Genomic DNA, 24,699 nt, shown 5'->3' with positions numbered 1-24,699 from the left:
GCCGGCACAAGCGCGCGATCAAGGTGTGGGAAAAGCGCGACTTCGCCAATCTCGACAACACAAAGGAACTGGGCACCCGCAATATCAAGGTCGCGCTGCGCCGCCTGCGCCGTTTCGCGCGCGAAGGATCGGCGGAGGAACTGGACCTGGATGAAACCATCCGCGGCACCGCGCGACAGGGCTGGCTCGACATCAGGATGCGGCCCGAACGGCATAATGCGGTCAAGCTGCTGCTGTTTCTGGATGTCGGCGGATCGATGGACCCGTTCGTCAGGCTATGTGAGGAGCTTTTCTCCGCCGCGACCAGCGAATTCAAGAATATGGAATTTTTCTACTTCCATAACTGCCTGTATGAAGGCGTGTGGAAGGATAATCGCCGCCGCTTCGCCGAACGTACCCCGACCTGGGACATCCTCCACAAATATGGCCATGACTATAAGGTGATCTTCGTCGGCGATGCGACGATGAGCCCCTATGAGGTCAGCCATCCGGGCGGGTCGGTCGAACATATGAACGAAGAGGCGGGCGCGGTCTGGCTGCAACGGGTCGCCCATACCTATCCCGCGACCGTATGGCTCAACCCCACGGCCGAAGCGCATTGGGGCTATAACCAGTCTATCCGCCTGATCCGCGAATTGATGAACGACCGCATGTATCCGCTGACGATCGAGGGCATCGACGCGGCCATGCGGGAGCTGACGCGCAAGCGCTGATGACGACGATCGTGGCCAAAGCGCTGGCGCTGCTTCAGCGTGGCGACAGCGCGTCGGCGCATGGGCTGATCGATGCGGCTTGTGCGCGCGGCGATGGCGATGCGCTGGCGATGCGGGCGCTCTGGCGGGTCGAGGAGCGATGGCTACCGCGTGACCTGGCCGCCGCGCGGGTGGATCTCGCCGCCGCCAACAGCATCGGCGCGGCGCGGATTCTTGCGGGCTTCTTGGCTTCCGGCGTCGGTGGCGCACGCGACTGGGCCGGGGCGCTGACGATGCTCGACAACTGGGCGGATCGCGACCCGATCGCGGCCGGGCAACGTGCCCTGATTGCGGCAATGGCGATCGACGCCCATGGCGATCCGCTCGCCTGGCCGACACCTGAACCATTGTCCGACAGCCCGATGATCCACGCCCTGCCCGGCCTGCTCACGCCATCGGAATGTGACCTGCTCGCCAGCCTGTCCGACCGCAGGCTGCGCCCGGCGCTGATCTTTCATGAAGGGCAAAAGCGTTTCGTCGCCGATCCTGTGCGCGATTCCGACGCGGCGGGCTTTCCCATCGTGTCCGAATGGCCCGCCATTCGCGCCATCAACCGCCGCCTCGCCGCCGCCAGCGGCACCACGGTTGAACAGGGCGAAACCCTCCAAGTCCTGCGCTATCGCCCCGGCCAGCAATATCGCCTCCATCTGGACGCCGTGCCGGGCCTTTCCAACCAGCGCAGCCTGACCCTTCTGGTCTATCTCAACGACGATTTTACCGGCGGACAAACCCACTTCACCCGCCTTCCCCTCTCCCATCGCGGTCGAAAGGGCGATGGACTGCTCTTCGCCAACATCCTGCCCGATGGACGCCCCGACCCGATGAGCGAACATGCCGGGCTGCCGGTGCAATCGGGGATCAAGCTGATCGCCAGCCGCTGGATACGGCAAAGGCCACCGGACGGCCCGAACGGCTTTGGCCAGCATGAGGCGACATCGCCATGACCCCGCTGTCCTACGACAAACCGGGCTGTTATGATGCGTCAGCCACTTTGCGATAGGATCACGCTCACATAATATAATGTCGCATTTGCCGGGAAATATGCGAAGTTAAGCCCGAAACAGCACCCCGCCCGTCATCGGCTCCGGCGCGCCCGTCGTCCCCGGAAAGCTGATCGGCAGTCCCGCAAGATGGCGCACCGCCATATAGGCGAAGCCCTGCGCCTCCAGCGCGTCGCCGTCCCAGCCCAGCGCATCGACCGACCGGACATCGACCCCGCACCGCTCGGCCAGCATCGCCATCAGCGTCCTGTTATGCCGCCCGCCGCCCGCGACATGCAGGCACAGCGGCCGCTCGGCCAGATGGTCGATACCGCGCGCGACCGCCGCTGCGGAAAAGGCGGTCAGCGTCGCCGCGCCATCCTCCAGATCCAGCCCCTGCACCGCTTCGATCGTGAACGCCTCACGGTCGATGCTCTTGGGCGGCGGCGCGGCAAACCATGGGTCGGCCAGCATCGCGCCCAGCCGCGCTTCATCGACGCGCCCTTGCGCGGCGCAGGCTCCGCCAGCGTCATACGCCATGTCGCCATGCGCCTGCATCCAGTTGTCGATCAGCCCGCTCGCCATGCCCGTGTCGAACGCCGTCAGCGCCCCGTCCGATCCGATTGCGGTAATGTTGGCAACCCCGCCCAGATTGAGGATGGCCACCGGCTTTTCCAGCCCGGCAGCCAGCGCGCGATGATAGACCGGCAGCAGCGGTGCGCCCTGCCCGCCTGCCGCCACATCCGCGCTGCGCAGGTCACCGACGACCGCGATGCCGAACGCCCCGGCCAGCGCCGCGCCATCGCCAATCTGCCAGGTCCAGCGCCGGTCGGGCCGATGCGCGACGGTATGGCCGTGAAAGCCGATGACGCCGACATCCTCCGCCACATGGCCGCTGCGCCCCAGCAGGTCGGCCACCGCCTCCACATGCAATTCAGTAAGCTCCGCCTCCACCGAGGCGATCAGCGGCTCGAACCCCGGCGCATCCATCGCCATGGCGCGAGCGCAGGCTTCGGCCAGCCGCACCCGGAAGCCGTCCTGATAGGCCTGCGCATGAAAAGCGACCGGCTTGACCAGCCCATCCCCATCCGTCTCGATCAGCGCCGCGTCGATCCCGTCGCGCGATGTCCCCGACATCAGGCCGATTGCCAGCATTTACGACTCTCCGCCTCTTTTACAGCCGCCCTCCCAATGCTACAGGCGCGCGCCATGAGCAACTATCAGTCCGACCTCCTGCGCCTGCTCGACACGCGCGGCTATATCCATGACGTCACCAATGCGGCGGGTCTCGACGCGCTGGCGCAAAAGGAGATCGTACCGGGCTATATCGGTTTCGATCCGACCGCCCCCTCGCTCCATGTCGGCAGCCTGGTGCAGATCATGATGCTCCGCCGGATGCAGCAGGCAGGGCACAAGCCGATCGTGCTGATGGGCGGCGGCACCGGCAAGATCGGCGATCCCAGCTTCAAGGACGAAGCGCGCAAGCTGCTGACCGACGATCTCATCACGTCGAACGTCGCCAGCATCAAGCGGGTGTTCGAAAAATTCCTGACCTTCGGCGATGGTCCGACCGATGCAGTCATGGTCGACAATGCCGACTGGCTCGACGCCCTGGAATATATCCCCTTCCTGCGCGACATCGGCCAGCATTTCTCGGTCAACCGGATGCTCAGCTTCGACAGCGTGAAATTGCGGCTGGATCGCGAACAGTCGCTCAGCTTCCTCGAATTCAACTATATGATCCTGCAAGCCTATGACTTTCTGGAACTGTCGCGCCGTTCGGCCTGCCGGTTGCAGATGGGCGGATCGGACCAGTGGGGCAATATCGTCAACGGCATCGAACTGGCGCGCCGGGTCGATGGCACCCAGGTCTATGGCCTGACCAGTCCGCTCATCACCACGGCGGACGGAGGCAAGATGGGCAAGACGATGAACGGCGCGGTCTGGCTCAACGCCGACGCGCTGCCGCCCTATGATTACTGGCAATTCTGGCGCAACACCCAGGACGCCGATGTCGGACGCTTCATGCGGCTGTTCACGGACCTGCCGCTGGACGAGATTGCCCGTCTGGAAGCCTTGCAGGGTGCCGAGATCAACGAGGCCAAGAAGATTTTGGCCGATGCCGCCACCGCCATGGCCCATGGCGCGGAAGCCGCCGCCGCTTCGGCGGAAACGGCCCGCAAGACATTCGAGGAAGGCGCGTCGGACGCGAACCTGCCGACCGTCAGCATCGGCGCGGAAGGGTTGACGGTGGTGCAGGCCAATGTCGCGCTCGGCTTTGCCGCGTCGAACAAGGAAGCACGGCGCAAATTGCTGGAAAATGCGATCCGGGTGAACGGGAATGTGGTAAACGATCCTGCCCTGACCCTCAAACCGGGGGACAAGGTCAGTTTCGGCGCAAAAAGGCATGGGATCGTGGTCGCCTGACGGGGAAATAATGCTAGGGGAAAATTAACCATCCCCGGTAGCATTGCGTCCATCTTCGTCCCCCTAGGCTGCGGCCATGTCTTCGCTGTTCGCCAACCTCAATCATGTCATGCGATCGCGCGATCCCGCCGTGGATCAGCGCCGCGCGCCCCGCGATCTGGTTGACATGGTCAGCCACGTCACCGCGCGCGGCCGCACCCATGGCGTGCGCATCATCAACATATCGCCGCTTGGCGCCATGTGCCGCAGCGATGGCGGATTGCTGGTGGGGGAGCAGATGACGATCTGGCTGCCGATCGTGAAGGACCATCCCGCCGAAGTCCGCTGGGTCGAGGATGGACGGCTGGGCGTCGAATTTCTGCAACCCATCGCGCCACGTACCTATGACGCGCTCATGGCGCTCGTCCCTCCGCGCCGGACGGCGTGGTAAACAATCCGTCCGCTTCTATCCGCTGACGGGTCCGCACCAGCGCTTCGGGCATATCCGTGCGCAGGAAGGACAGCATCGCTTCGCGCACCTCGCAGCGCAGGTCGAATGCAATGCCTGCATTGCGGGCACTCAACAATCCCCGCAACTCCAGCGCATCGGCGCGATGGTCAGTCACCTGCAGGATGGCGACGCGCTTGTCCCAGCGGGCATTGGCGCCGGTTACTTCGATGAACTTCGCGCGAATGCGCTCCACATCGGCGGTCGGGTCCACATAAAGAAATATGGTGCCCAGCAGGTCGGACGTTTTCGTCGTCCAGTTCTGGAACGGCTTTTCCAGAAAATAGGACACCGGCACCACCATCCGCCGGTCATCCCAGATATGGACGACCACATAGGTCAGCGTAATATCCTCGATCCGGCCCCATTCCCCCTCCACGATCACCACATCGTCCAGCCGGATCGGTTCGGAAAATGCCATCTGAATGCCCGCGATCAGGTTTTTAAGCGCGGGCTGGGCCGCGGCGCCAACCGCCAGACCGACCAGCCCCGCCGACGCCATCAACGTCACGCCCACGGTGCGGACACCGGGAATGGCGATCAGCATCATCGCGATCACCAGCACCGCGACGATGCTCTGGGTGATACGATAGAGGATGCGAACCTGCGTATGACGCCGCCGGGCCTTCAGATTATCCTCCACGCTCATGTCGGCCTTGTGCTCGATCATGCTGCGCAGCGCGCGCAGCCCACGCAGGACGAGCCAGCCGACCAGCAACGCGAAGATCATCTTCGACCCGATGGACCAGAACTCTTCGACACGCGGCCCCATCTCGATGGACTTCAGGCCGCCCGCCAGAGCCATCAGCACAACCAGCCATCGCGTGGGCTGGAATATTTCCGGCAATAGCAGCGGGGTCATGCGGGCGCGGACGATCCGCAACGCAACGGCATAGATCGCCCAGTGCAACAGGAATGCCACGCCAACGGCGATGCCGATGGATAGCGCCGCCATGGGCGTGATGTGGGTCATGCTGATGTCGGTCATGGGATGCGAACGTGGCGCACCCTCATTTGTTTCGCAAATGCAGCATTTTTCCTAGCCGCCGCGCAACAGCCCCACCGCCGCATCCCGCTCGAACAGATAGAGGCAGGTCCGTGCCGCCTGTCCGCGCGGGCTGTCCAGCCCACCGTCGCGGTCGATCAACAAATGCGCGTCATCCCGCGCCGCTTCCAGCAACGATGCCAGATGCTCCGGCGTAGCGAGTTTCAGCTGCTGTTCGCCCGACTGGCGCGTCCCCAGCACTTCACCGGCCCCGCGCAGCTTCAGATCCTCCTCGGCAATGCGAAAGCCGTCATTCGTTTCCCGCATCAGCGCCAGCCGCGCCCGCGACGTTTCGCCCAGCGCATTGCCGCGCAGCAGCAGGCAGACAGACGGCTTGTCGCCGCGTCCGACCCGCCCGCGCAGCTGGTGCAACTGGGCCAGGCCGAAACGGTCCGCGCCCTCGATGATGATCAGGCTGGAATTGGGCACATCGACGCCCACCTCGATCACCGTGGTCGCTACCAATATCTGCGTCCGGTTCGCGGCAAAGGCTTCCATCGCCGCGTCCTTTTCCGGTCCTTTCATCCGGCCATGGACCAGCCCCACCCGGTCGCCAAAGCGCAGCTTCAACGATTCCGCCCGCGCTTCCGCCGCCGCCTGGTCGCTCGTCTCGCTCTCTTCCACCAGCGGGCAGACCCAATAGGCCTGCCCCCCGCCCTCGACATGGCGGGCCAGCGCGTCGACAACCTCATCCAGCCGCGTCGCCGCCATCACCACGGTCTGGATCGGCTGACGGCCGGGCGGCATCTCGTCCAGCTTGGACACCTCCATCTCACCATAATAGGTCAGCGTCAGCGTCCGGGGGATAGGCGTTGCGGTCATCACCAGCAGATGGGGCGCGCGTTCGGCCTTGTTCGCCAGCATCATCCGCTGGGCAACGCCGAAGCGATGCTGCTCGTCAATCACGGCCAGGCCCAGATTCTTGTACTGCACCGCTTCCTGAAAGATCGCATGGGTGCCGACCAGGATGTCGATGCTGCCATCGGCCAGTCCCATCAACGTCGCCTCACGCACCTTGCCCTTGTCGCGCCCGGTCAGGATGGCGATCTCGACCGGCAGGCCCGACGCCATTTTGCGCAGCGTCTCATAATGCTGGCGCGCCAATATCTCGGTCGGCGCAAGCATCGCCCCTTGCATCCCGGCCTCGACCGCGTTGAGCAATGCCATCAACGCCACCAGCGTCTTGCCAGACCCGACATCGCCCTGAAGCAATCGCAGCATCGGCGTGGCCTGCGCCATGTCGCCCTCAATCTCGCCAAAGGCCCGCCGCTGCGCGCCCGTTGGCGCGAAGGGCAGCTTGAGCATTGCGCGCAACCGCCCGTCGCCCGAGATCGGTACGCCGCGCCGCCGTCGCGAGGATTGCCGCACCAGCATCAGTGCCAGTTGTCCCGCGAAAATCTCGTCATAGGCCAGCCGCTCGCGCGCCATGGCGTCGGACGGGTCCGCATGGATGCGGGCCAGCGCCTCGCGCCAGCCCGGCCAGTCCTTGCGGGCCAGCAAGCTGGGTTCGATCCATTCGGGCAGGTCGGGCGCGCGGGCCAGCGCCTGCCTCACCAGGTCGCGCATTCGGTTGTTGGTCAGCCCTTCGGACAGGCCATAGACCGGCTCGCGCGCGGGAATGGTAGCCGCCTCGTCGGGCGGCAGAACATGGTCGGGATGAACGATCTGAAGATTGTCGCCATAGGCTTCCAGCTTGCCCGATACGAATTTGGGTTCGCCCAGCGGCAACAGCTTGCGCGGCCAGGCGCTGTTCCGGCCGAAATAGGTGAGCGATACATAGTTGCCATGCCTGTCGGTCGCATGGACGCGGAACGGCGCGCGGGCGCTGCCGCTCGCTCGATAATCCACCGGGGTCAGGACGATGCCGATCACCCGGCCCGCATCGGTCATATCCAGTTCGTCGGTCAGGACGCGATCGACCCAGCTGACCGGCAGATGGAACGCCACATCGACCGCGCGCGCCAGCCCCAGCCGCTCCAGCGGGCGGGCCAGCGCCGGTCCAATGCCCTTAAGGACAGAGATTTCGGCAAAGAGCGGATTGAGAATATCGGGTCGCATGTCTATCTGCTGCCCATCTAGCTGAGCCGGGACGATGGCACAAACATCCGATCGGCTTTTTCGGCGTGTCCGCAAAAGGAACAAATTGTGAACGATGATCCCCAGATGCGCCGCCTGAAATTTCGCGCCTGGCACCGGGGCACACGCGAATCCGATTATGCGGTGGGCGGCTTTTTCGAACGGTATCACCAGGAGTGGAATGCGGAAGAGATCGCCTGGTTCGAGCGGTTCATGGATGAACAGGACGCCGACATCATCGGCTGGGCGCTGGGCACCATCCCTGTGCCGGACGAATGGAAGGGGCCGATGATGGACAAGTTCCTGAAACTCGATTTCGTGAAGATCGAAAATTAGAAACTCCTCCCCTGCAGGGGGAGGGGGACCGCGCCCGAAGGGCGTGGTGGAGGGGTGTCGCCCTCTCGATAGCATGACACCCCTCCGTCAGGGCTTCGCCCTGCCACCTCCCCTGCAAGGGGAGGATGATTGAGTTGAAGAGCGAACATTTATGACCGATCTCCAGAAAATCCTCCGCGCCAAAGCGCCGCTGACCCTGTCGGGCGTTCCTGCGGGGTTCCAGCCCTGGCTGCTGGCGGACATCGCCCGCGCCGCGCATGGTGCAGGTTCGGCCCGCGCCGTGTTCGTCGCCTCCGACGAACAACTGATGCGCGCAGTGGCGGAAACAGCCCATTATTTCGCGCCGGAGATCGAGATCATCGAAATCCCGGCCTGGGACTGCCTGCCCTATGACCGCGCCAGCCCTTCGCTGCGCACCGCGTCGGCACGTCTGGCTGGCCTTCACGCCTTGCAGGCCAAGCCCAAAGGCCCACAACTGGTGCTGACCACGCTCAACGCCCTGACGCAGCGGACGCTGACGCCGTTTCGCGTCAGACAGTTGGTGGCGAAGCTGGCGCCCAAGGAGCGGATTGCGATCACGCGCCTTGCCGACATGCTGCAAGCCAATGGCTATGTCCGCACCGATACCGTTCATGATCGCGGCGAATTCGCGATTCGCGGCGGCATTGTCGATCTGTTTCCGGGCGGTGAGGATCAACCGTTGCGCCTCGACTTTTTCGGGGACGAGATTGAGACGGTCCGCCGGTTCGACCCCACCGATCAGCGCACCACCGGCAGCGTGGAAGGCTTCACCCTGCTGCCAGCGTCCGAAGCGTTGCTGGACGAAGATACGATCAAGCGCTTTCGCGGCCGCTATCGCGAAATATTCGGCGCGACCGCGACCGGCGATCCGCTCTATCAGGCGATCAGCGAGGGGCGGCGGCTGTCGGGCATGGAACATTGGCTGCCCCTGTTTGAGGAAAAGCTGGTTCCCCTGTCCGACCATCTGGGCGACGATGCCGTCATCATCCGCGACCATGGCGTCGTCGGCGCGGCGGATTCCCGGTTTGAAGCAATCAGGGACTATCATGCCAACCGGGTCCAGGCGAAATCGTCCGATCCGGGTGCCTATCGCCCGCTCAAGCCCGATCTTCTCTATCTCGACGCTGCCGAATGGGACGCGGTCGTCGCCCGCTGGCCAATGCACGTCGCGACGCCGTTTCACGAACCGGACAGCGCCACCGTTCTGGACTTTGCGGTCGATGGTCCGCGCGATTTCGCGCCGGAACGGGCGCAGAACGCCAATGTCTACGACGCGGTCGGCAAGCATATCGCGGCGTTGCAGCGGACCGACAAGAAGGTCGTAATCGCCAGCTATTCCGCCGGTGCGCGCGAACGGCTGTCGGGCCTGCTGGCCGACCATGGCGTCAGGCGCATGGCGGCGGCGGACGATTGGCAGGAGGCGCTGGGGCTGGCCGCCAATGGCAGCGTGGTGCTGACCATCCTGCCGCTCGACCATGGTTTCACCGCGCCCGACGTCGCGGTGCTGACCGAACAGGACATGCTGGGCGATCGCCTGGTCCGCCGGGCCAAGCGCAAGAAGAGCGCCGATGCCTTCCTGGCGGAACTGGCGACCCTCTCGCCCGGTGATCTGGTGGTCCATATGGACCATGGCATTGGCCGTTATGAAGGACTGACCCAGATCCCGGTCAGCAAGACGGCGCATGACTGCGTAGCGCTCAGCTATGCCGGCGGCGACAAGCTGTTCGTGCCGGTCGAAAATCTCGAAGTCCTCTCCCGCTATGGCTCCGACAGTGAAGGCGTGGGCCTCGACAAGCTGGGCGGCGAAGCGTGGCAACGGCGCAAGGCGAAGATGAAGGAGCGCATCCGCGAAATCGCGGGTGAACTGCTCAAGACCGCTGCGGAGCGCGCCCTGCGCGCGGCCACCGTCGCTGAACCGGACAATGCAGGCTACCCCGCCTTCGTCGATCGCTTCCCCTATCAGGAGACGGAGGATCAGGAGCGCGCCATTCTGGACGTGATCGAGGATCTGGGCGCTGGCAAGCCAATGGATCGGCTCGTCTGCGGCGATGTGGGATTCGGCAAGACCGAGGTGGCGTTGCGCGCGGCCTTCGTTGCAGCAATGGCGGGGATGCAGGTGGTGTTGATCTGCCCCACCACCCTGCTGGCGCGCCAGCATCATATGCAGTTTGAGGAGCGCTTTCGCGGCTTTCCTGTCAATATCGGTCGCCTCTCCCGCCTGGTCCCCGACAAGGAAGCCAAGGCGGTCAAGGCGGGCCTTGCCGACGGCACGGTCGATATTGTCGTTGGCACCCACGCGCTGCTGACCAAGGGTATCGAGTTCAAGCGGCTGGGTCTGGTCATCGTCGATGAAGAACAGCGGTTTGGCGTGACCCACAAGGAACGGCTGAAGGCGCTCAAGACCGACGTGCATGTGCTGACCCTGACCGCCACGCCGATCCCGCGCACATTGCAGATGGCCATGTCCGGGCTGCGCGAACTGTCGGTCATCCAGACCCCGCCGGTCGATCGCCTGGCGGTGCGCAGTTACATCATGCCATGGGACGGGGTGGTGATCCGCGAAGCGCTGCTGCGTGAACATTATCGCGGCGGACAGAGCTTCTTCGTTGTCCCCCGCATCGCCGACCTGACCGAGATCGAGGAGTATCTGCGCACCGAAGTGCCGGAAATCAAGGCGATCGTCGCGCATGGCCAGATGAGCGCCACGCAGGTGGAAGAACGCATGTCGGCCTTTTACGACAAGCGCTACGACGTGCTGCTCTCCACCACCATCGTCGAATCCGGGCTGGATATTCCCAGCGCCAACACGCTGATCATCCATCGCGCCGACCGTTTCGGCCTCGCCCAACTCTATCAGCTGCGCGGTCGCGTGGGCCGGTCCAAGACCCGCGCCTACGCCTATATGACGACGCCGGCCAACCGCATCATTACCGAAACGGCGGAAAAGCGACTGAAAGTGCTGTCCGACCTCGACACGCTGGGCGCTGGTTTCCAGCTTGCCTCGCACGATCTCGACATTCGCGGCGCGGGCAATCTGGTCGGCGACGAACAGTCGGGCCATATCCGCGAAGTGGGCTTCGAACTATACCAGTCGATGCTGGAAGAGGCGATCTTGGACGCCAAGGCGGGCGGCGCTGGCCTTGAAGCGCGCAGCGACAGCTTCTCGCCCCAGATCAGCGTCGATGCGCCGATCATGATCCCCGACGATTATGTCCCCGACCTCGACCTGCGCATGGGTCTCTATCGCCGCCTGAACGAGATAGAGGATCGGCAGGGGCTGGAATCCTTCGCCGCCGAACTGATCGACCGTTTCGGCAAGCTGCCCGCCCCTACGCAAAACCTGCTCAAGATCATCGAGATCAAGCAGAATTGCGTGAAGGCGAACATCGCCAAGATCGACGTCGGGCAAAAAGGCGCGCTGGTCAGCTTCTTCGAGGATCGCTTCCCCAATCCGGCGGGGCTGGTCGCTTATATTCAGCGGCTGGACGGCGTGGCCCGGCTGCGGCCCGACAGCAAGGTGGTGGTCAACCGCAACTGGGCCGATTCCGCAGCTCGCCTCAACGGCGCGCTGCAATTGTCGAAGGGTCTGGCCAAGGCGGCGGCATGACGAAAGCAGGCTTTTGTCGTGCGCCAGCAATGGCCGGGAAACAGTGACTATCTAAGTCACGCTGCTGACGATCAGGCAAGATAGCCCGACGTCACAAAGCAGGAGAAATATATGAGCATGTCCCTTATCGCGATGGCCGCCGCTGCCGCGGCTTCGCATAGCGTTGCGATCGATCATCATGGGATGCAGGTTCAGGCCAATTACACCGCGCGACTGGTGGTCAACGCGCGCACGGTGGGCGCACGAACCCCCAACCGGATGGATATGCAGCGGTGCAAATGGACCGCGCGGGTCGAGATAGACCGCAGCCTCGCCCATGGTCCTGCACTCGCCCGCACCATCGCCACCGATCCATTGGCGTCGGGCAGCGAGAGCGCGGCCTGTCCGTCGGGCGACCGTTTCCGCAAGGATATTGCGGAACGCCATCAGGGCCAGGTTCAGGCCCAGCTGGCGGCAGCCGTGGCGCAGGACCGCGCGCCGTTGCTGGCGGAACTGGACATGGTGCGTAATCTTGCGTCCAACTGATCCGCGTTACGGCATCCTTTGGGCGGCGATGCTTGTCACCGCCGCCCATGCCATGCCAGCCGTCGCGCAAAGTCCCGGCCTCGACGCATCTGTCGAGGCGATGAGCGATGAGCGGCGGCGGGGTATCAGCTGGAGCGATGGTGATCCGGCACTTCGCCTGGGCCTGTCCGTTCCCGTCACGGATGGTTTGAGCATCGAAAGTGCTGCGACCGGCCTGTGGGGCAGCACGCGGCATGGCGGCGCAGATGGCGTCATCGACGCCGGGTTGAACTGGACCCGGCAACTGGGCGGCTGGCGGCTGTCGGCCCAGGGGCGTTACCATATGTTTCCGGGTGCATCAGGCCAGGACTATGGCGAAGTCGGCGCCGTTGCAGGCTTTCTTCTTGGCCCCGCAAGCATCGACTTCGGCGCACACTATGCGCCCCATCAGTCCGCCATAGGCGGCGACAATCTCTATCTGTCCATAGCAGGCGCGATAGCACTGCCGAACACGCCCTTCACCCTGTCCGGCCATGTAGGCCGATCATCGGGCGACGCTGACGATCCGGCTCGTTCTGCCCGTTTGCGACCTGACGGTACCTACGGCGATCATGGCGTCGCGCTGGACTGGTATCGCGGACGATGGTTTGCAGGATTGCGCTACAGCGGCACCAGCATCGGCGGACCCGCGCGCCGCGACGCGGGCGATACGCTGATCGCGCGAGCGGGGTTCAGCTTTTAATTGCCGCTTCCCCGGCATCGGCTTACCCTCTGCCTGTCAACAGAGGGACTATTGTCATGCCGATCGAACTGACGATCCTTGCCTGGGCCATGATTTTGCTGATGGCGCATGTCTTTGCCGCAGCACATGCCAAAACCCGGCAATATGGCGCGCACTGGAATATGGGCGCACGCGACGAATCGCTGCCGCCGCTCAATGCCCTGGCAGGCAGGCTGACGCGGGCGCAGGCGAATTTTCAGGAAACGCTGCCAATCGCGATCGTCGCTCTGATCGGCGTGGTAGTGGCAGGACGAACCAGCGACATGACGGCGCTGGGCGGCTGGATATGGATCGGCGCACGCATCGCCTATCTTCCCGTCTATGCGCTGGGCATCCCCATGATCCGCACGCTCATCTTCATGATCAGCCTGATCGGCCTTGGCATGGTATTGTGGCCGCTGCTGGGCCTTTAGCCCGCCAGTACCAGCGCAACCAGATCGGCCGATGAAACCCCCGCCGATCGCAGGAAGCCCTGATAGAAATCGCACCCTTCGCGCGCCAGCAGATCAAGCTGCTGCTGCGTTTCGACGCCTTCGGCCACGACCTTGAGGCCCAGCGACTTGGCCATGTGGATTACGCCGCGCACGACGATCCGGTCCCGCGCCGTTCCGGCAATATCCTGCGCCAGCCCGCTGTCGATCTTGAGATAGTCGAGCGGCAGGCTCTTGAGATAGGCGAGGCTGGAATAGCCAGTGCCGAAATCGTCGATCGCGACCGCCAACCCCTCGGACCGAAGCGCGGTCAGCAGCACAGAGGCGGCATCGACATCCTCGATCAATCCGCTTTCGGTGATCTCCACCGTCAGGCGGCACCGGGGAAAACCGCTTCGGTCGACGATCGCCAGCAACCCGGCCATAAACCCCGGCTGGGCAATATCCGCAGCCGTCACATTGATCGACAGCCGCAGCGTCGAGAGCGCGCGCGGCCACGCCGCCGCCTGCCGCAACGCCTCCGCCTGAATATGCGCCGACAGCGGCAGCATATAATCGGATCGTTCGGCGGTAGCGAACAATATGCCCGCGCCCAGCGGGCCATATTGCGGATGGTTCCAGCGCGCCAGCGCCTCGACCCCGCTAATGACCTCCGAATCGACCGGGTATTGCGGCTGGAACACGATGCCTATCTCGCCCCGGTCGAGCGCAAGCCGCAGGTCGGTTTCCAACTGGTCTGGATCGACCTGACGGCTGTGCCGATCGGTCGACAGGATGCGGATGCCTTCCCCGCCCGCCTGTCGTGCATCCGCCAGCGCAGTCCCGGCACGGCGCAGCAAATGGGTCGCATCGTCTTCGGGCCGCGCCTGGGCTATGCCGCAGCGGGCGATCAGGCGGATAAGATGATCCCCCGCGCTGAACGGGCGGCCGATCGCCGCGATCAACTGGCGCGCCAGAAAGGTCGCCCGATCGCTGCCCGCCGCTTCGCCCGTCAAGCCGACCAGAAATTCGGTGCCAGTGATGCGTGCGACCATCGCGCCGGGTGCGACATCGTCGACCATCCGTTCGATCCGCCGCGCGATCCGGCCAAGCAATGCGTCGCCGACAACCTGGCCATAGGCCGCGTTCATCCGTTCAAACTGACTGATCGACAGCAATATGGCGGTCGTCGCCAGGCCGGTACGCCGATCCAGCCAGTCCAGCGCCGCCTGTCGCGATCGCAGGCCGGTCAGATAGTCGCGGCTGGCCAGATCCCGCTCCTGCGCGTCGGACAGCCATTCAACATCGGCGGCAACCACCCCCTGCTCGATCCGCAGATGATGCACCAGCCGGTTGCCCGGCCGGTCGGGCAGATCATGCGCCAGTGCAGCAGGTCGCCCGGCGCGCATCATTGCCCGCAACGCCGTCAGCACCGCGCGCCGTTCCGCCCTTGGCAAACGGCGGATCAGCGTCGCAGGATGAACCTGCGCCATGGGCAGGTCGAGATGACGGGCCAGACTTTCGCTCAGCCGCAGCAGCGAATCGCCGCGTCCCAATTCCCAATAAAGCGCGTCGCCCCGTCGGATGCGCTGTGCACGCTGACTGGGCGATGCCCCGCCGCCCAATCGCTCCACCAGCCGCTGGGCGGACGCCAGCACGGCGCGCAATGACGCCTCGCTATAGGGTGCGGTCAGAAAATGCGTTGCGCCCGCCGCCAGCAGATCGGGGATGATCGCTTCGTCCGCCTTGTCGACCAGCACGATCAGCGCGCCGCCACCCGCCTCCATCGCCGGGACTAGGGGCGCCAGCAATTTGGCTTCCCCGCCGCCCGAACGCATATCGACCAGCGCAACCTGCGCTTCGCTCCGCAAATAGCGTTGCGGTGCCTCTCGCGCGCGTCTGGCGCCGATCGCGCGCCAGCCGGCTGACCGCGCGGCATGGCACAGTCCGTCCCGGTCGCCGGGCGACAGGATGAACAGGCTGCGCTGTCCGTCTTCGGCCTGATCCGCGATCACTGATATGGTCCCCTGAACGCGCGCATCGTGCCGCCTTAGCAGCAACGGGTTACCGACGTCTTGCCTCTACCGCAACCGGGCTGCCCTTGCGCCGGGCAAGTCCATCGCCTAGCTAGGTTGCCATGGCCATGGCGGACCCCTCGCGCGCGCAGATGACCGACGGCCTGGGCCGTCGGATCAGCTATTTGCGTATATCCGTCACGGACCGCTGCGACCTGCGTTGCCGCTATTGCATGGCGGAAAAGATGCAGTTCCTGCCCAAAAATCAGGTGCTCACGCTGGAGGAGATCGCGCTGCTGGCCGACCTGTTCGTGGCGCGCGGCATCAACAAGATCCGGCTGACCGGCGGCGAGCCGCTGGTGCGGCGCGATATTGGCGATCTGGTGCGTCGGATCGGGCGGCATCTGGGCAGCGGGCTGGACGAACTGACGCTGACGACCAATGGCACCCAGCTGGCCGACCATGCCGACATGCTGGCCGACGCAGGGGTGCGCCGGATCAATGTCAGTCTGGACAGCCGCGACCCGGCGCGCTTTGCCCATGTCACCCGTGGCGGCGATATTGCCGCGGTGTTCGCCGGGCTGAAAGCGGCGCAATCGGCGGGACTGGCGATCAAGATCAACATGGTCGCGCTCAAGGGCATCAATGATGATGAAATCCTGCAAATGCTGCGCTGGTGCGATGCCGAAGGGCTGGACCTGACCCTGATCGAAACGATGCCGTTGGGCGAGACGGGCGAGGACCGCACTGACCATTATCTGCCCTTGAGCCAGGTAGCGGATGATATTCGCGCGCGCCACGCATTGACCCCCCTGCCCGACCGCACCGGCGGCCCGGCGCGTTATCATGCGGTCGCCGGGATGACGGCGCGGCTTGGCCTCATCACCCCGCTTACCAATAATTTCTGCGCCGATTGCAACCGCATTCGCATGACATGCGAGGGCAAGATTTTCATGTGCCTTGGCCATGAGGATCATGTCGATTTCAAGACGGCCCTGCGCGAAGGCGGACTGGCTGCTGTCGAGCCGCTGATCGACCGCGCGCTGCGTTTGAAGCCAGCGCACCACAACTTTCGCATTGGTGCGGGCGAAACCGCGCCTGCCACGCGCCGCCATATGAGCGTCACCGGCGGATGAGCGACGAAATGCGGCGTGCGCTGGTCGTGTCCCCTACTCAGGCGGCCAAGGCTGCCGAGGAACGGCTGCGCGCCACTTATGATTTCGTGTCGGTCGAAGAAGCCGAGATGATCATCGCGCTGGGCGGCGATGGCTATATGCTCCAGACGCTCCACGCGATGCTGGAAGCGCGGCGGATCGTCCCCGTGTTCGGCATGAACCTTGGCACGGTCGGCTTCCTGATGAATGAATGGCGGCTGGAACGGCTGGAGCAGCGGCTGGAAGCGGCCAAGATGTTCAAGGTCAATCCGCTGCGCATGATCGTCGATACGGTCGATGGTGAGCGGTTTTCGATCCCGGCCATTAACGAAGTGTCGCTGCTGCGCGAAACCCGCCAGACCGCCAAGCTGGAGGTGCAGGTCAATGGGCGCGTTGTCCTGCCTGAACTGGTGTGCGACGGCGTGCTGGTGGCGACTCCCGCCGGGTCGACCGCCTATAATCTGTCGGCGCATGGCCCCATCCTGCCGCTGGGATCGGCGCTCGTCGCATTGACCCCGATCAGCCCGTTCAGGCCGCGTCGCTGGCGCGGGGCGATCCTGCCGGAAAATACCGTCATCCGCTTCACCGTGCTTGATCCGGTCAAGCGCCCGGTCAGCGCCGTGGCCGACCAGCGCGAAGTGCGCGATGTCGCCCAGGTGGAGGTCAAGATCGACCGTGCGACGCCCCTGACCCTGCTGTTCGACCCGGAACATACGCTGGACGACCGCATCGCAGCCGAACAATTCATCGCCTGAACCGGCGCTTTGACAGCGCCAAAGCCCGGCCTGACGGGGAGCCAAAAAAATCATCAGATTAGCGCTTGCCAATTCTTAAAAGCCGCTGCTATAGGCGCGGCCTGCCCGGCGGAAGTCGGGCTGCTCCCCGATAGCTCAGCGGTAGAGCATTCGACTGTTAATCGAATGGCCGTAGGTTCGAATCCTACTCGGGGAGCCAGTTTTTCCTGCCAGCGCGGCGATACTGCCGCCTACGGTGCGGGCTCCAAACTATCCGATGATCACTGTCAGCCGCGCTCTTCCGGCGGGCTGAATACCGACCAGCCGGTTCGGCGGGCGAGTTCTTCGAGCGCCAGCGTGCCAAGGCAGCTATTGCCACTGGCATTGAGGCCCGGTGACCAGACCGCAATCGCGGCACGGCCCGGTACGATCGCCAATATCCCGCCGCCAACGCCCGACTTGCCAGGGATGCCGACGCGAAAGGCGAAGTCACCCGATGCGTCGTAATGGCCGCAGGTGAGCATCAGCGCGTTGATACGGCGAGCGCGGCGCGGCGAGATGACCCGGCCACCGCCCGGATGCCGGCCATCCAGCATCAGATAGCGACCGGCGAGCGCCAGTTGCCGGCAGCTCATTTCGATCGCGCATTGATGGATATAGCTTCCCAGCACCAGTTCGGCAGGATGACGCACATTGTCAAAGGCGCGCATATAATTGGCGAGCGCCATGTTGCGAAATCCGGTGGCGGTTTCGGACGCGGCAACGGCCTCGTTAATGGCAATGCTGTCATCGCCGGCCAGATAGCGTACGAAGCGCAGCATCTCGCCAATGGCGACGCGCGGCTCGTGACCGCCCAGATTGACGTCGGCGACGACGATCGCACCAGCATTGATGAAAGGATTGCGTGGGATACCCTGCTCATGTTCCAGCTGGGTAATCGAATTGAACGCATTGCCCGACGGTTCGCGCCCAACCCGGTCCCACAGCTGATCGCCGACTTTGCCGAGCGCCAGGGTAAGCGCGAACACTTTGGACACGGACTGGATCGAAAAGCCGGTGTCGGCGTCGCCGCCGGTCAGCATCCGGCCATCGGCGGTAGCGATGGCGATACCGAATTGCGCCGGGTCGACCGTGGCAAGTTCCGGAATATAGGTCGCAACCTGCCCACGATCCTCCATCGACGCCATGGTGGCCGTAATATCGGCAATGACGGAAGATAGATCGAGGCTCATGCCCGCGCCGTGCCCCTGTTGTGCAAAGCCGAAAGGCCGTATCGAAGGATCATACACATCGCATGATGTCTCGATACGGCCTTTCCAGACGCTCTATAGAAGGGATGCGACCAAGCGCGCCGTGCAGGATCAGTCGTCCTGTTCGTTTTCGCCGGACAGGTCGAGCGAATGGAGCGGCTGGACCGTCGAAATGGCGTGCTTGTAGACAAGCTGAACCATCCCGTCGCGCTCCAGCAACATGCAGAACAGATCAAAGGCGGCGATTTCGCCCTGAAGCATTACGCCATTGACCAGGAACATGGTCACCGGGCTGCCAGACTTGCGTACCGCAGTCAGGAAGATTTCCTGCAACAGCTTGGCCTTGCCATTGCCATCGCTCGCCTTGCGCAGATCGGTCAGGTCCATCGACTGGGCAGGCATCACGGTGGAGATCGCGTGCTTATACACCAGTTGGGACTGGCCATCGCGGCGCAGCAGCACGGAAAAATTGTCGAACCAGGTGATGATGCCCTGCAACTTTACGCCCTTGACCAGAAACATGGTCACCGGGGTCTTGCTCTTGCGCAGGCTGTTCAGGAAAATATCCTGAAGATTGTTCACTTTATCGGCCATGGTCTCTGCCGGTCCTTTATTCTTGGCGGGACGTTACCCGCTCTTGCACCCCTGGGCAGGGTGTCTTGCCTGCCCCCGCTTGTCGGGGGTCGGGAACAATCGTATCGCAATTGCGAAGGGGCGTCCATGGGGAATGGCACGCCCCTGATCGCTGTTGCTATTCCTTGCCGTCGGTGATGCCCAACAGCTTGAGTTTGCGGTGCAATGCCGATCGCTCCATGCCGATGAAAGTCGCCGTGCGCGATATATTGCCGGAAAAACGGCGGATCTGGATACGCAGATATTCCCGCTCGAAACTTTCGCGCGCTTCCCGCAACGGCGCGCCCATGATGGCGGACTGCCCCATGCCTTCGCCGCCGCCACTGCTGGTCAGTTCGGCGGGCAGCATGTCCAGTTCGATCCGGCCAATCCGATCACCGGGCGCCAGAATCATCGTGCGTTCGATGACATTACGCAACTGGCGGACGTTACCGGGCCATTCATTGGCCTGCAGGGCCGCCATCGCGTCACTCGCCATATCTGGCGGCGGCACGCGCCGTTCCGCGGCGAAGCGGGCGAGATAATGTTCGACCAGCGGCGGAATATCATCGCGCCGTTCGGACAGGGGCGGAATGACCAGCGGCACGACGTTCAGGCGATAGAAAAGATCCTCCCGGAAGCGGCGCTCTTCAATCTCGGTCGACAGATCGCGCGCGGTCGAGGAAATGACCCGGACATCGACCTTGACCTGGCGCTGGCCACCCACACGGGTGAAGCTCTGGTCGGTCAGGACGCGCAATATCTTGCCCTGCGTCGTGATCGGCATGTCGGCAACTTCGTCAATATAGAGCGTACCGCCATGCGCCTGTTCCAGATAGCCCGGACGGACCAGACCGCTCTGATCCTCCAGACCGAACAGTTCTTCCTCGACCCGGTCCGGGTCCATACGGGCGGCCGCGACGATGATGAAAGGCGAATCAGCACGCCCGCTCCAGCTATGGAGCATCCGCGCGGCGACTTCCTTGCCGACGCCCGCCGGGCCGGAAATAAGGACGCGGCTGCCGGTTCCCGCAACCTTCTTGATCGTGGCGCGCACGCCGTTGACCGCCGCCGATGTCCCGGTCAGTTCATCATCCTGCCCGAACCGGGCACGCAACACCTGATTTTCGCGCCGCAACCGCTCCGTCTCGGTTGCTCGGCTGACCAGATGCAGCAGCCGGTCGGCCTCGAACGGCTTTTCGATGAAATCGGCGGCGCCCTTGCGGATCGCGGCGACAGCCGTGTCGATATTGCCATGGCCGGAAATCATCAACACCGGAATCGTCGGATCGCGCCGCTTGATCTCGTCCAGCAGTTCCAGGCCATCCATGCGCGATCCCTGCAACCAAACGTCCAGCAGGACCAGCGATGGACGGCGCGAATCCAGCGCCTCGATCGCGCTGTCGCTGTTGGCGGCGGTGCGGGTGGTAAAGCCCTCATCCTCCAGCACACCCGCGACCAGATCGCGAATATCCTCTTCATCATCGACTATCAGAATATCAAGCGCCATTGGCCGTCACTTTTCCTTTGGGCATGGCGATAGCCTGCCCTTCTTCCAATTTTTCCAGCGCCGCCGCAGCAAAGCGCAATGTTACCGATGCGCCGCCCCCCTGCGCGTCGTCGAAACGAATTTCCCCCAGATGCTCCTCGACAATCTTCTTGACGATGGCGAGGCCCAGACCCGTCCCCTTGGTCCGCGTGGTCATATAGGGTTCCAATATGCGCTCCCGCTCGGGGGGCAGGCCGATACCGTCATCGCGCACCGTGATGACCAGATCCTCGTCAACCTGCGCGACCTGCATCGATATATGCCCGCGCGGCTGACCGTCTGCCGGTTCGGGCTTGGGCTCGATGGCTTCCACCGCATTCTTGACGATGTTCGTCAGCGCCTGTCCCAACTGGCGCCGGTCGCATACCAGTTCCAGATCAGGCGCGTCGGCATGATAGTCAAAGCGAATGTCGGGATGCGCCACTTCGTGCAGGAACAGCGCGTGGCGGGCAATGTCGCCCACCGTCTCGCGCCGGAACACGGGTTTGGGCATCCGTGCGAAGGAGGAGAATTCATCGACGATGCGGCGCAGGTCGCCTACCTGCCGCACGATCGTGCCCGTCAACCGGGTGAAGGTCGACCGGTCGCTGTTGATTTCGTCGGCATAGCGACGCTGGAGCCGTTCTGCGGCCAGTTGGATAGGCGTCAGCGGATTCTTGATCTCGTGCGCGATGCGGCGGGCCACGTCGGACCATGCGGCGCGGCGCTGATCGGACAGCTGCTGCGTAATGTCGTCGAAGGTCAGGATATGGCCGGACGCATCGTCCGATACCTTGACCGCCAGCGTCCGCAAATCGCCATGGGCGCGGACCTGCACGATCCCCGCGCTTTCGTCCGAGGCGATAAGGTCTGCCAGATCGACCGACACGTCGCTGAGCAGACGGCCGACCGGGTCGTCGCCTTCCTCCACCAATATCGCCGCAGCCGATCGGTTGAGCAACTGGATCACGCCCTTGCGGTCGACCGACAGCACGCCAGCAGTCACGCCCGACAGGATCGCTTCGATAAAGGCGCGGCGTTCGTCCAGCTGGCTGTTGGCGGCGACCAGCGCCCCGGTCTGCGCCTCCAGCCGCTGGGTCATGCGATTGAAGGCGGACGCCAGCGTGCCGATTTCGTCGCGGGCAAGCGGACTGGTGACACGCGCGGACAGATCACCCGCCGTGATCCGGCGGGCCGCCGTCACCAGTTCATTGACAGGCCGGACCATCCAGTCGGCAACGGCCAGCGCGATATAGACCGCAATGCCCACCAGCAGCAGCGATCCCACAAACAGGGCAATGTTGAAGCGGAGCTGCAACGCGCGCGATTGCGCCGAAAACATATCATAGTCGGCAATCACCTTTTGCGCGCGCTCGACATTGCTGAAGGCCCAGGACCCGGAATCGCGGGTGGCATAAAGATAGATTTTCGAATTCGGATAGAGCAGCGTCACAGCCTCGATCTGCTGCGGCTTGGCCTGAACGACCACATTTTCGCCGGCGTTCAGCCGCTTGATCACGGCATCGGTCAACATCTGCGCGGCGGGGCGGTTTTCCGGGTCGACCGTGGCGGCGGTGCGGGCGACGCCATCCTTGCCAACCTCGATGATGGCCGAACGATTGAGTTTGCGGGTTACGACCTGATAGATGAAGCCCTCGGCAAAGCGCGGGCTGCTCACCTTCGACTGGGCCAGATAGTCGCGCAGATCGCTCGCCATGGTGACCGTTTCATCACCGACTTCGCGCAGATTCTGCTCATAATAGCCGCGCGCCAGATCGCTGGCATTTTGCAACATTCCGCGCGCGCTATCGGAAAACCAGAATTGCACGCCATATTGAAACAGGAGCGAGGCGAAGATCACGACCAGCAGCATGGGAACGCTGGCAACGATCGAGAAGATGGCGACCAGCCGAACGTGCAACTGGCCATCGCTGCCAATGGCCGAAGCCGCCGCGCGCCGCTTGGCGACACGCCGCCCCAGCAGCACCAGCAGGGCGATGGCAGGCACCAGATTGGCGACCAGCAACAGCGCCACGATCGGCGGGGTCAGCAGCGCATAGGATTGGCCGCTACTCGATACGAGCCGGTAGGTCAGCACCGCCATGCCCACGAACAGCGCCAGGGTCACAGCTTCGACCAGCGCCGCCAGACGCCGTCGGCGCAGGAAAGGCGGCAAATGCCTCCGCCATCCAGGCACCCGCCGTGAAACTGTAGTCGCGCCGCTCATAGTGGCTTTGTTACAACAACCCCGTGCCCGATCAAACACAGTAATTGTCGCGTCTGCTGTTACTGGTCGATCCAGGCCATCCGTTCGTCTCGCACGATGATGATCTGGATCAATCAATCAGGCGCAGTTGCAGCGGGTCCAGCCCATAATCGGTCAGCTTCTTGCGCAGCGTATTGCGGTTGATGCCCAGCAAGCCGGCGGCGCGGATCTGGTTGCCATCGACCGTCGCCAGCACTTCCTGCAACAGGATCGGCTCGATGACGGCCAGCAGGTCATCATGCAGGTTGCGGTTGGGCTGGCCGATGCCGACCCCCAATTGCCGCCGCGCCCAGTCGCGCACGGCATGGGCCAGATGATCGGCAGGGGCGGCATAGTCGGCCGGAACCGCCTCCAACGGCAACATGTTGCGCAATATCTCGCCAGTGATGACATTTTCGCGGCTCAGCACCGCCAGGCGCTGCATCATATTCTGCAATTCGCGGACATTGCCCGGCCAGTGATAGACCATCAGCAATTGGGTCGCATCGTCCGCCAGCGTCTTGCGCGGCAAGCCTTCCTGCGCGGCGCGCTCCAGAAAATGACGGGCGAGCAGGATCACATCCTCGCGCCGTTCACGCAGCGCGGGCAGGGAAATCGGCACGACATTCAGGCGATAATAGAGGTCTTGCCGGAACCGGTTTTCCTCGATCAGTTGCGGCAGATGCTTGTTGGTCGCCGCGATAATGCGGACATTGACCCGAACAGGTTTGGAGCCGCCCACCGTCGTCACTTCGCCCGATTGCAGCACCCGCAGCAGCCGGGTCTGCGCCTCCATCGGCATGTCGCCGATTTCGTCGAGGAACAGCGTGCCACCCTGCGCCTGCTCGAATTTCCCAGCGGTACGGGCGTGGGCGCCGGTGAAGGCGCCCTTTTCATAACCAAATAGTTCTGCTTCGATCAATTCGCGCGGGATGGCGGCCATGTTGATCGCGACGAAGGGCTTGGTCCGGCGCTGGCCCAGACTGTGGATGGCTTCGGCCACCAGTTCCTTGCCGGTGCCCGATTCGCCCAGCACCAGGATCGACAGGTCGTTGGACAGCACGCGCGCAATGGTCCGATAGACTTCCTGCATCGCGGGCGATCGCCCGACGAGCGGTAGCCCGTCATGGGGCAGAGCCCCCTCTCCCTCCTCAGCCTCTCCACTGTCCGCCTGCCGGGTGCCCAGCGCATCGGATACGGCGCGAGTCAGTTCGTTCAGATCGAACGGTTTGGGCAGATATTCAAACGCGCCCTTTTCGGTCGCACGAATCGCCGTGTTGAGCGTGTTCTGCGCCGACAGGATGATGACGCTGAGCGCAGGGCGGTCGGCGATGATGTCCGCCACCCCTTCCAACCCGTCGCCATCGGGCAGCATGACGTCCGTGATCAGCACATCGGGCGTGAAACTGTCCATCAGCGCGGCGCGCTCGCGGATCGACCCGGCGGTCTTGACCTTGTGCCCCTGCCGCCGCAGCGCTTCACCAACCACCACGCAGATAGCCGGATCATCGTCGACCACCAGCACCGTTCCTGTCGCGGCCATCAGCCCATCCCCATCGGCAACAGGATGCGGAAGGTGGATTCACCCGCCTCCGCATCGCGCGCATATTGCACGAATCCGTTCATGTCCCGCACCAGCTTGTCCACCAGCGCCAGGCCCAACCCCTGCCCATCGCGCTTGCCGGTGATGAAGGGGTTGAAGAGATGGTCCAGAATATGTTCCGGTACCCCGGCT

At 63.7% G+C, this 24,699-nt stretch carries 21 protein-coding genes and 1 tRNA gene; 12 read left to right on the top strand and 10 right to left on the bottom strand.

Annotated features, from left to right (window positions below; all coding sequences use genetic code 11):
• The coding region (locus tag SX1_RS15300) for a VWA domain-containing protein (RefSeq protein WP_019053699.1) at nt 1–713 on the top strand (713 nt) is incomplete at its 5' end.
• On the top strand, nt 713–1,696 hold the full coding sequence (locus SX1_RS15295) for a 2OG-Fe(II) oxygenase (RefSeq protein ID WP_019053698.1): 984 nt from the start codon (nt 713–715) through the stop codon (nt 1,694–1,696). The genes SX1_RS15300 and SX1_RS15295, both read left to right, overlap by 1 nt.
• Nucleotides 1,697–1,801: 105 nt before the next feature.
• On the opposite strand, the gene SX1_RS15290 is transcribed toward SX1_RS15295, so the two are convergent.
• Nucleotides 1,802–2,887, bottom strand: a complete 1,086-nt coding sequence (locus SX1_RS15290; RefSeq protein ID WP_019053697.1) for an anhydro-N-acetylmuramic acid kinase — start codon at nt 2,885–2,887, stop codon at nt 1,802–1,804.
• 54 nt (nt 2,888–2,941) lie between these two features.
• Between SX1_RS15290 and tyrS the strand changes: the two genes are divergently transcribed.
• Nucleotides 2,942–4,159, top strand: coding sequence for a tyrosine--tRNA ligase (tyrS, locus tag SX1_RS15285; protein WP_026149807.1), 1,218 nt, complete (start codon nt 2,942–2,944; stop codon nt 4,157–4,159).
• Nucleotides 4,160–4,235: 76 nt separating this feature from the next.
• Nucleotides 4,236–4,589 carry a PilZ domain-containing protein gene (locus SX1_RS15280; protein ID WP_019053695.1) on the top strand — a complete coding sequence of 118 codons (354 nt, stop codon included), beginning with the start codon at nt 4,236–4,238 and terminating at the stop codon, nt 4,587–4,589.
• On the opposite strand, the gene SX1_RS15275 is transcribed toward SX1_RS15280, so the two are convergent.
• Both SX1_RS15275 and recG read right to left on the bottom strand, forming a co-directional pair.
• Nucleotides 4,552–5,634: a mechanosensitive ion channel family protein gene (locus tag SX1_RS15275; RefSeq protein ID WP_019053694.1), complete on the bottom strand. Its 1,083-nt coding sequence runs from the start codon at nt 5,632–5,634 to the stop codon at nt 4,552–4,554. The genes SX1_RS15280 and SX1_RS15275 overlap by 38 nt on opposite strands.
• 51 nt (nt 5,635–5,685) lie before the next feature.
• Nucleotides 5,686–7,884 (bottom strand): ATP-dependent DNA helicase RecG, encoded by a 2,199-nt coding sequence (gene recG, locus SX1_RS15270; RefSeq protein WP_502685153.1) that lies wholly within the window; start codon nt 7,882–7,884, stop codon nt 5,686–5,688.
• On the opposite strand from recG, the gene SX1_RS15265 reads away from it, so the two are divergent.
• The 5 genes from SX1_RS15265 (at nt 7,837) to SX1_RS15245 (ending at nt 13,429) form a co-directional block, all read left to right on the top strand.
• Entirely contained in the window at nt 7,837–8,103 is a 267-nt protein-coding gene (locus tag SX1_RS15265; protein WP_019053692.1) for an FAD assembly factor SdhE, read from the top strand. The two genes, recG and SX1_RS15265, sit on opposite strands and share 48 nt — an antisense overlap.
• Nucleotides 8,104–8,254: 151 nt before the next feature.
• Nucleotides 8,255–11,731, top strand: a complete 3,477-nt coding sequence (gene mfd / locus SX1_RS15260) for a transcription-repair coupling factor (RefSeq protein WP_019053691.1) — start codon at nt 8,255–8,257, stop codon at nt 11,729–11,731.
• A gap of 111 nt (nt 11,732–11,842) precedes the next feature.
• On the top strand, nt 11,843–12,256 hold the full coding sequence (locus SX1_RS15255) for a hypothetical protein (protein WP_026149806.1): 414 nt from the start codon (nt 11,843–11,845) through the stop codon (nt 12,254–12,256).
• On the top strand, nt 12,243–12,977 hold the full coding sequence (locus SX1_RS15250; protein WP_303620897.1) for a TorF family putative porin: 735 nt from the start codon (nt 12,243–12,245) through the stop codon (nt 12,975–12,977). The genes SX1_RS15255 and SX1_RS15250 overlap by 14 nt, the downstream gene beginning before the upstream one ends.
• A 56-nt stretch (nt 12,978–13,033) precedes the next feature.
• On the top strand, nt 13,034–13,429 hold the full coding sequence (locus SX1_RS15245) for an MAPEG family protein (protein ID WP_019053688.1): 396 nt from the start codon (nt 13,034–13,036) through the stop codon (nt 13,427–13,429).
• Here the strand turns inward: SX1_RS15245 and SX1_RS15240 are convergent.
• On the bottom strand, nt 13,426–15,441 hold the full coding sequence (locus tag SX1_RS15240; RefSeq protein ID WP_019053687.1) for a putative bifunctional diguanylate cyclase/phosphodiesterase: 2,016 nt from the start codon (nt 15,439–15,441) through the stop codon (nt 13,426–13,428). The genes SX1_RS15245 and SX1_RS15240 overlap by 4 nt on opposite strands.
• A gap of 122 nt (nt 15,442–15,563) precedes the next feature.
• Between SX1_RS15240 and moaA the strand changes: the two genes are divergently transcribed.
• The 3 genes from moaA to SX1_RS15225 all read left to right on the top strand — a co-directional run bounded on the left by moaA (nt 15,564) and on the right by SX1_RS15225 (nt 17,549).
• Entirely contained in the window at nt 15,564–16,577 is a 1,014-nt protein-coding gene (moaA, locus tag SX1_RS15235) for a GTP 3',8-cyclase MoaA (RefSeq protein WP_019053686.1), read from the top strand.
• Nucleotides 16,574–17,350: an NAD kinase gene (locus tag SX1_RS15230; protein WP_019053685.1), complete on the top strand. Its 777-nt coding sequence runs from the start codon at nt 16,574–16,576 to the stop codon at nt 17,348–17,350. The genes moaA and SX1_RS15230 overlap by 4 nt, the downstream gene beginning before the upstream one ends.
• Nucleotides 17,351–17,474: 124 nt before the next feature.
• Nucleotides 17,475–17,549, top strand: a tRNA-Asn gene (locus tag SX1_RS15225).
• Between the two features lie 67 nt (nt 17,550–17,616).
• Here the strand turns inward: SX1_RS15225 and SX1_RS15220 are convergent.
• From SX1_RS15220 to SX1_RS22725, 6 genes are all read right to left on the bottom strand, one after another.
• Nucleotides 17,617–18,561, bottom strand: a complete 945-nt coding sequence (locus tag SX1_RS15220; RefSeq protein ID WP_017184536.1) for a glutaminase — start codon at nt 18,559–18,561, stop codon at nt 17,617–17,619.
• Between the two features lie 129 nt (nt 18,562–18,690).
• Nucleotides 18,691–19,173 (bottom strand): RNA chaperone Hfq, encoded by a 483-nt coding sequence (hfq, locus tag SX1_RS15215; RefSeq protein ID WP_006960545.1) that lies wholly within the window; start codon nt 19,171–19,173, stop codon nt 18,691–18,693.
• A 157-nt stretch (nt 19,174–19,330) separates the two neighbouring features.
• Nucleotides 19,331–20,701, bottom strand: a complete 1,371-nt coding sequence (ntrX, locus tag SX1_RS15210) for a nitrogen assimilation response regulator NtrX (RefSeq protein WP_019053683.1) — start codon at nt 20,699–20,701, stop codon at nt 19,331–19,333.
• Nucleotides 20,691–22,946, bottom strand: coding sequence for a sensor histidine kinase (locus SX1_RS15205; RefSeq protein WP_026002656.1), 2,256 nt, complete (start codon nt 22,944–22,946; stop codon nt 20,691–20,693). Before SX1_RS15205 ends, ntrX begins: the two co-directional genes overlap by 11 nt.
• 109 nt (nt 22,947–23,055) lie before the next feature.
• Complete coding sequence (ntrC, locus tag SX1_RS15200) at nt 23,056–24,507, bottom strand: nitrogen regulation protein NR(I) (RefSeq protein ID WP_019053682.1); 1,452 nt, start codon at nt 24,505–24,507, stop codon at nt 23,056–23,058.
• A partial coding sequence (locus SX1_RS22725) for an ATP-binding protein (RefSeq protein ID WP_043145785.1) occupies nt 24,507–24,699 on the bottom strand: 193 nt, incomplete at its 5' end. The genes ntrC and SX1_RS22725, both read right to left, overlap by 1 nt.

Source organism: Sphingobium xenophagum NBRC 107872, assembly GCF_000367345.1.
GTDB classification, from domain to species: domain Bacteria; phylum Pseudomonadota; class Alphaproteobacteria; order Sphingomonadales; family Sphingomonadaceae; genus Sphingobium; species Sphingobium xenophagum.
This window is presented reverse-complemented; position numbering and strand designations above follow the sequence as displayed.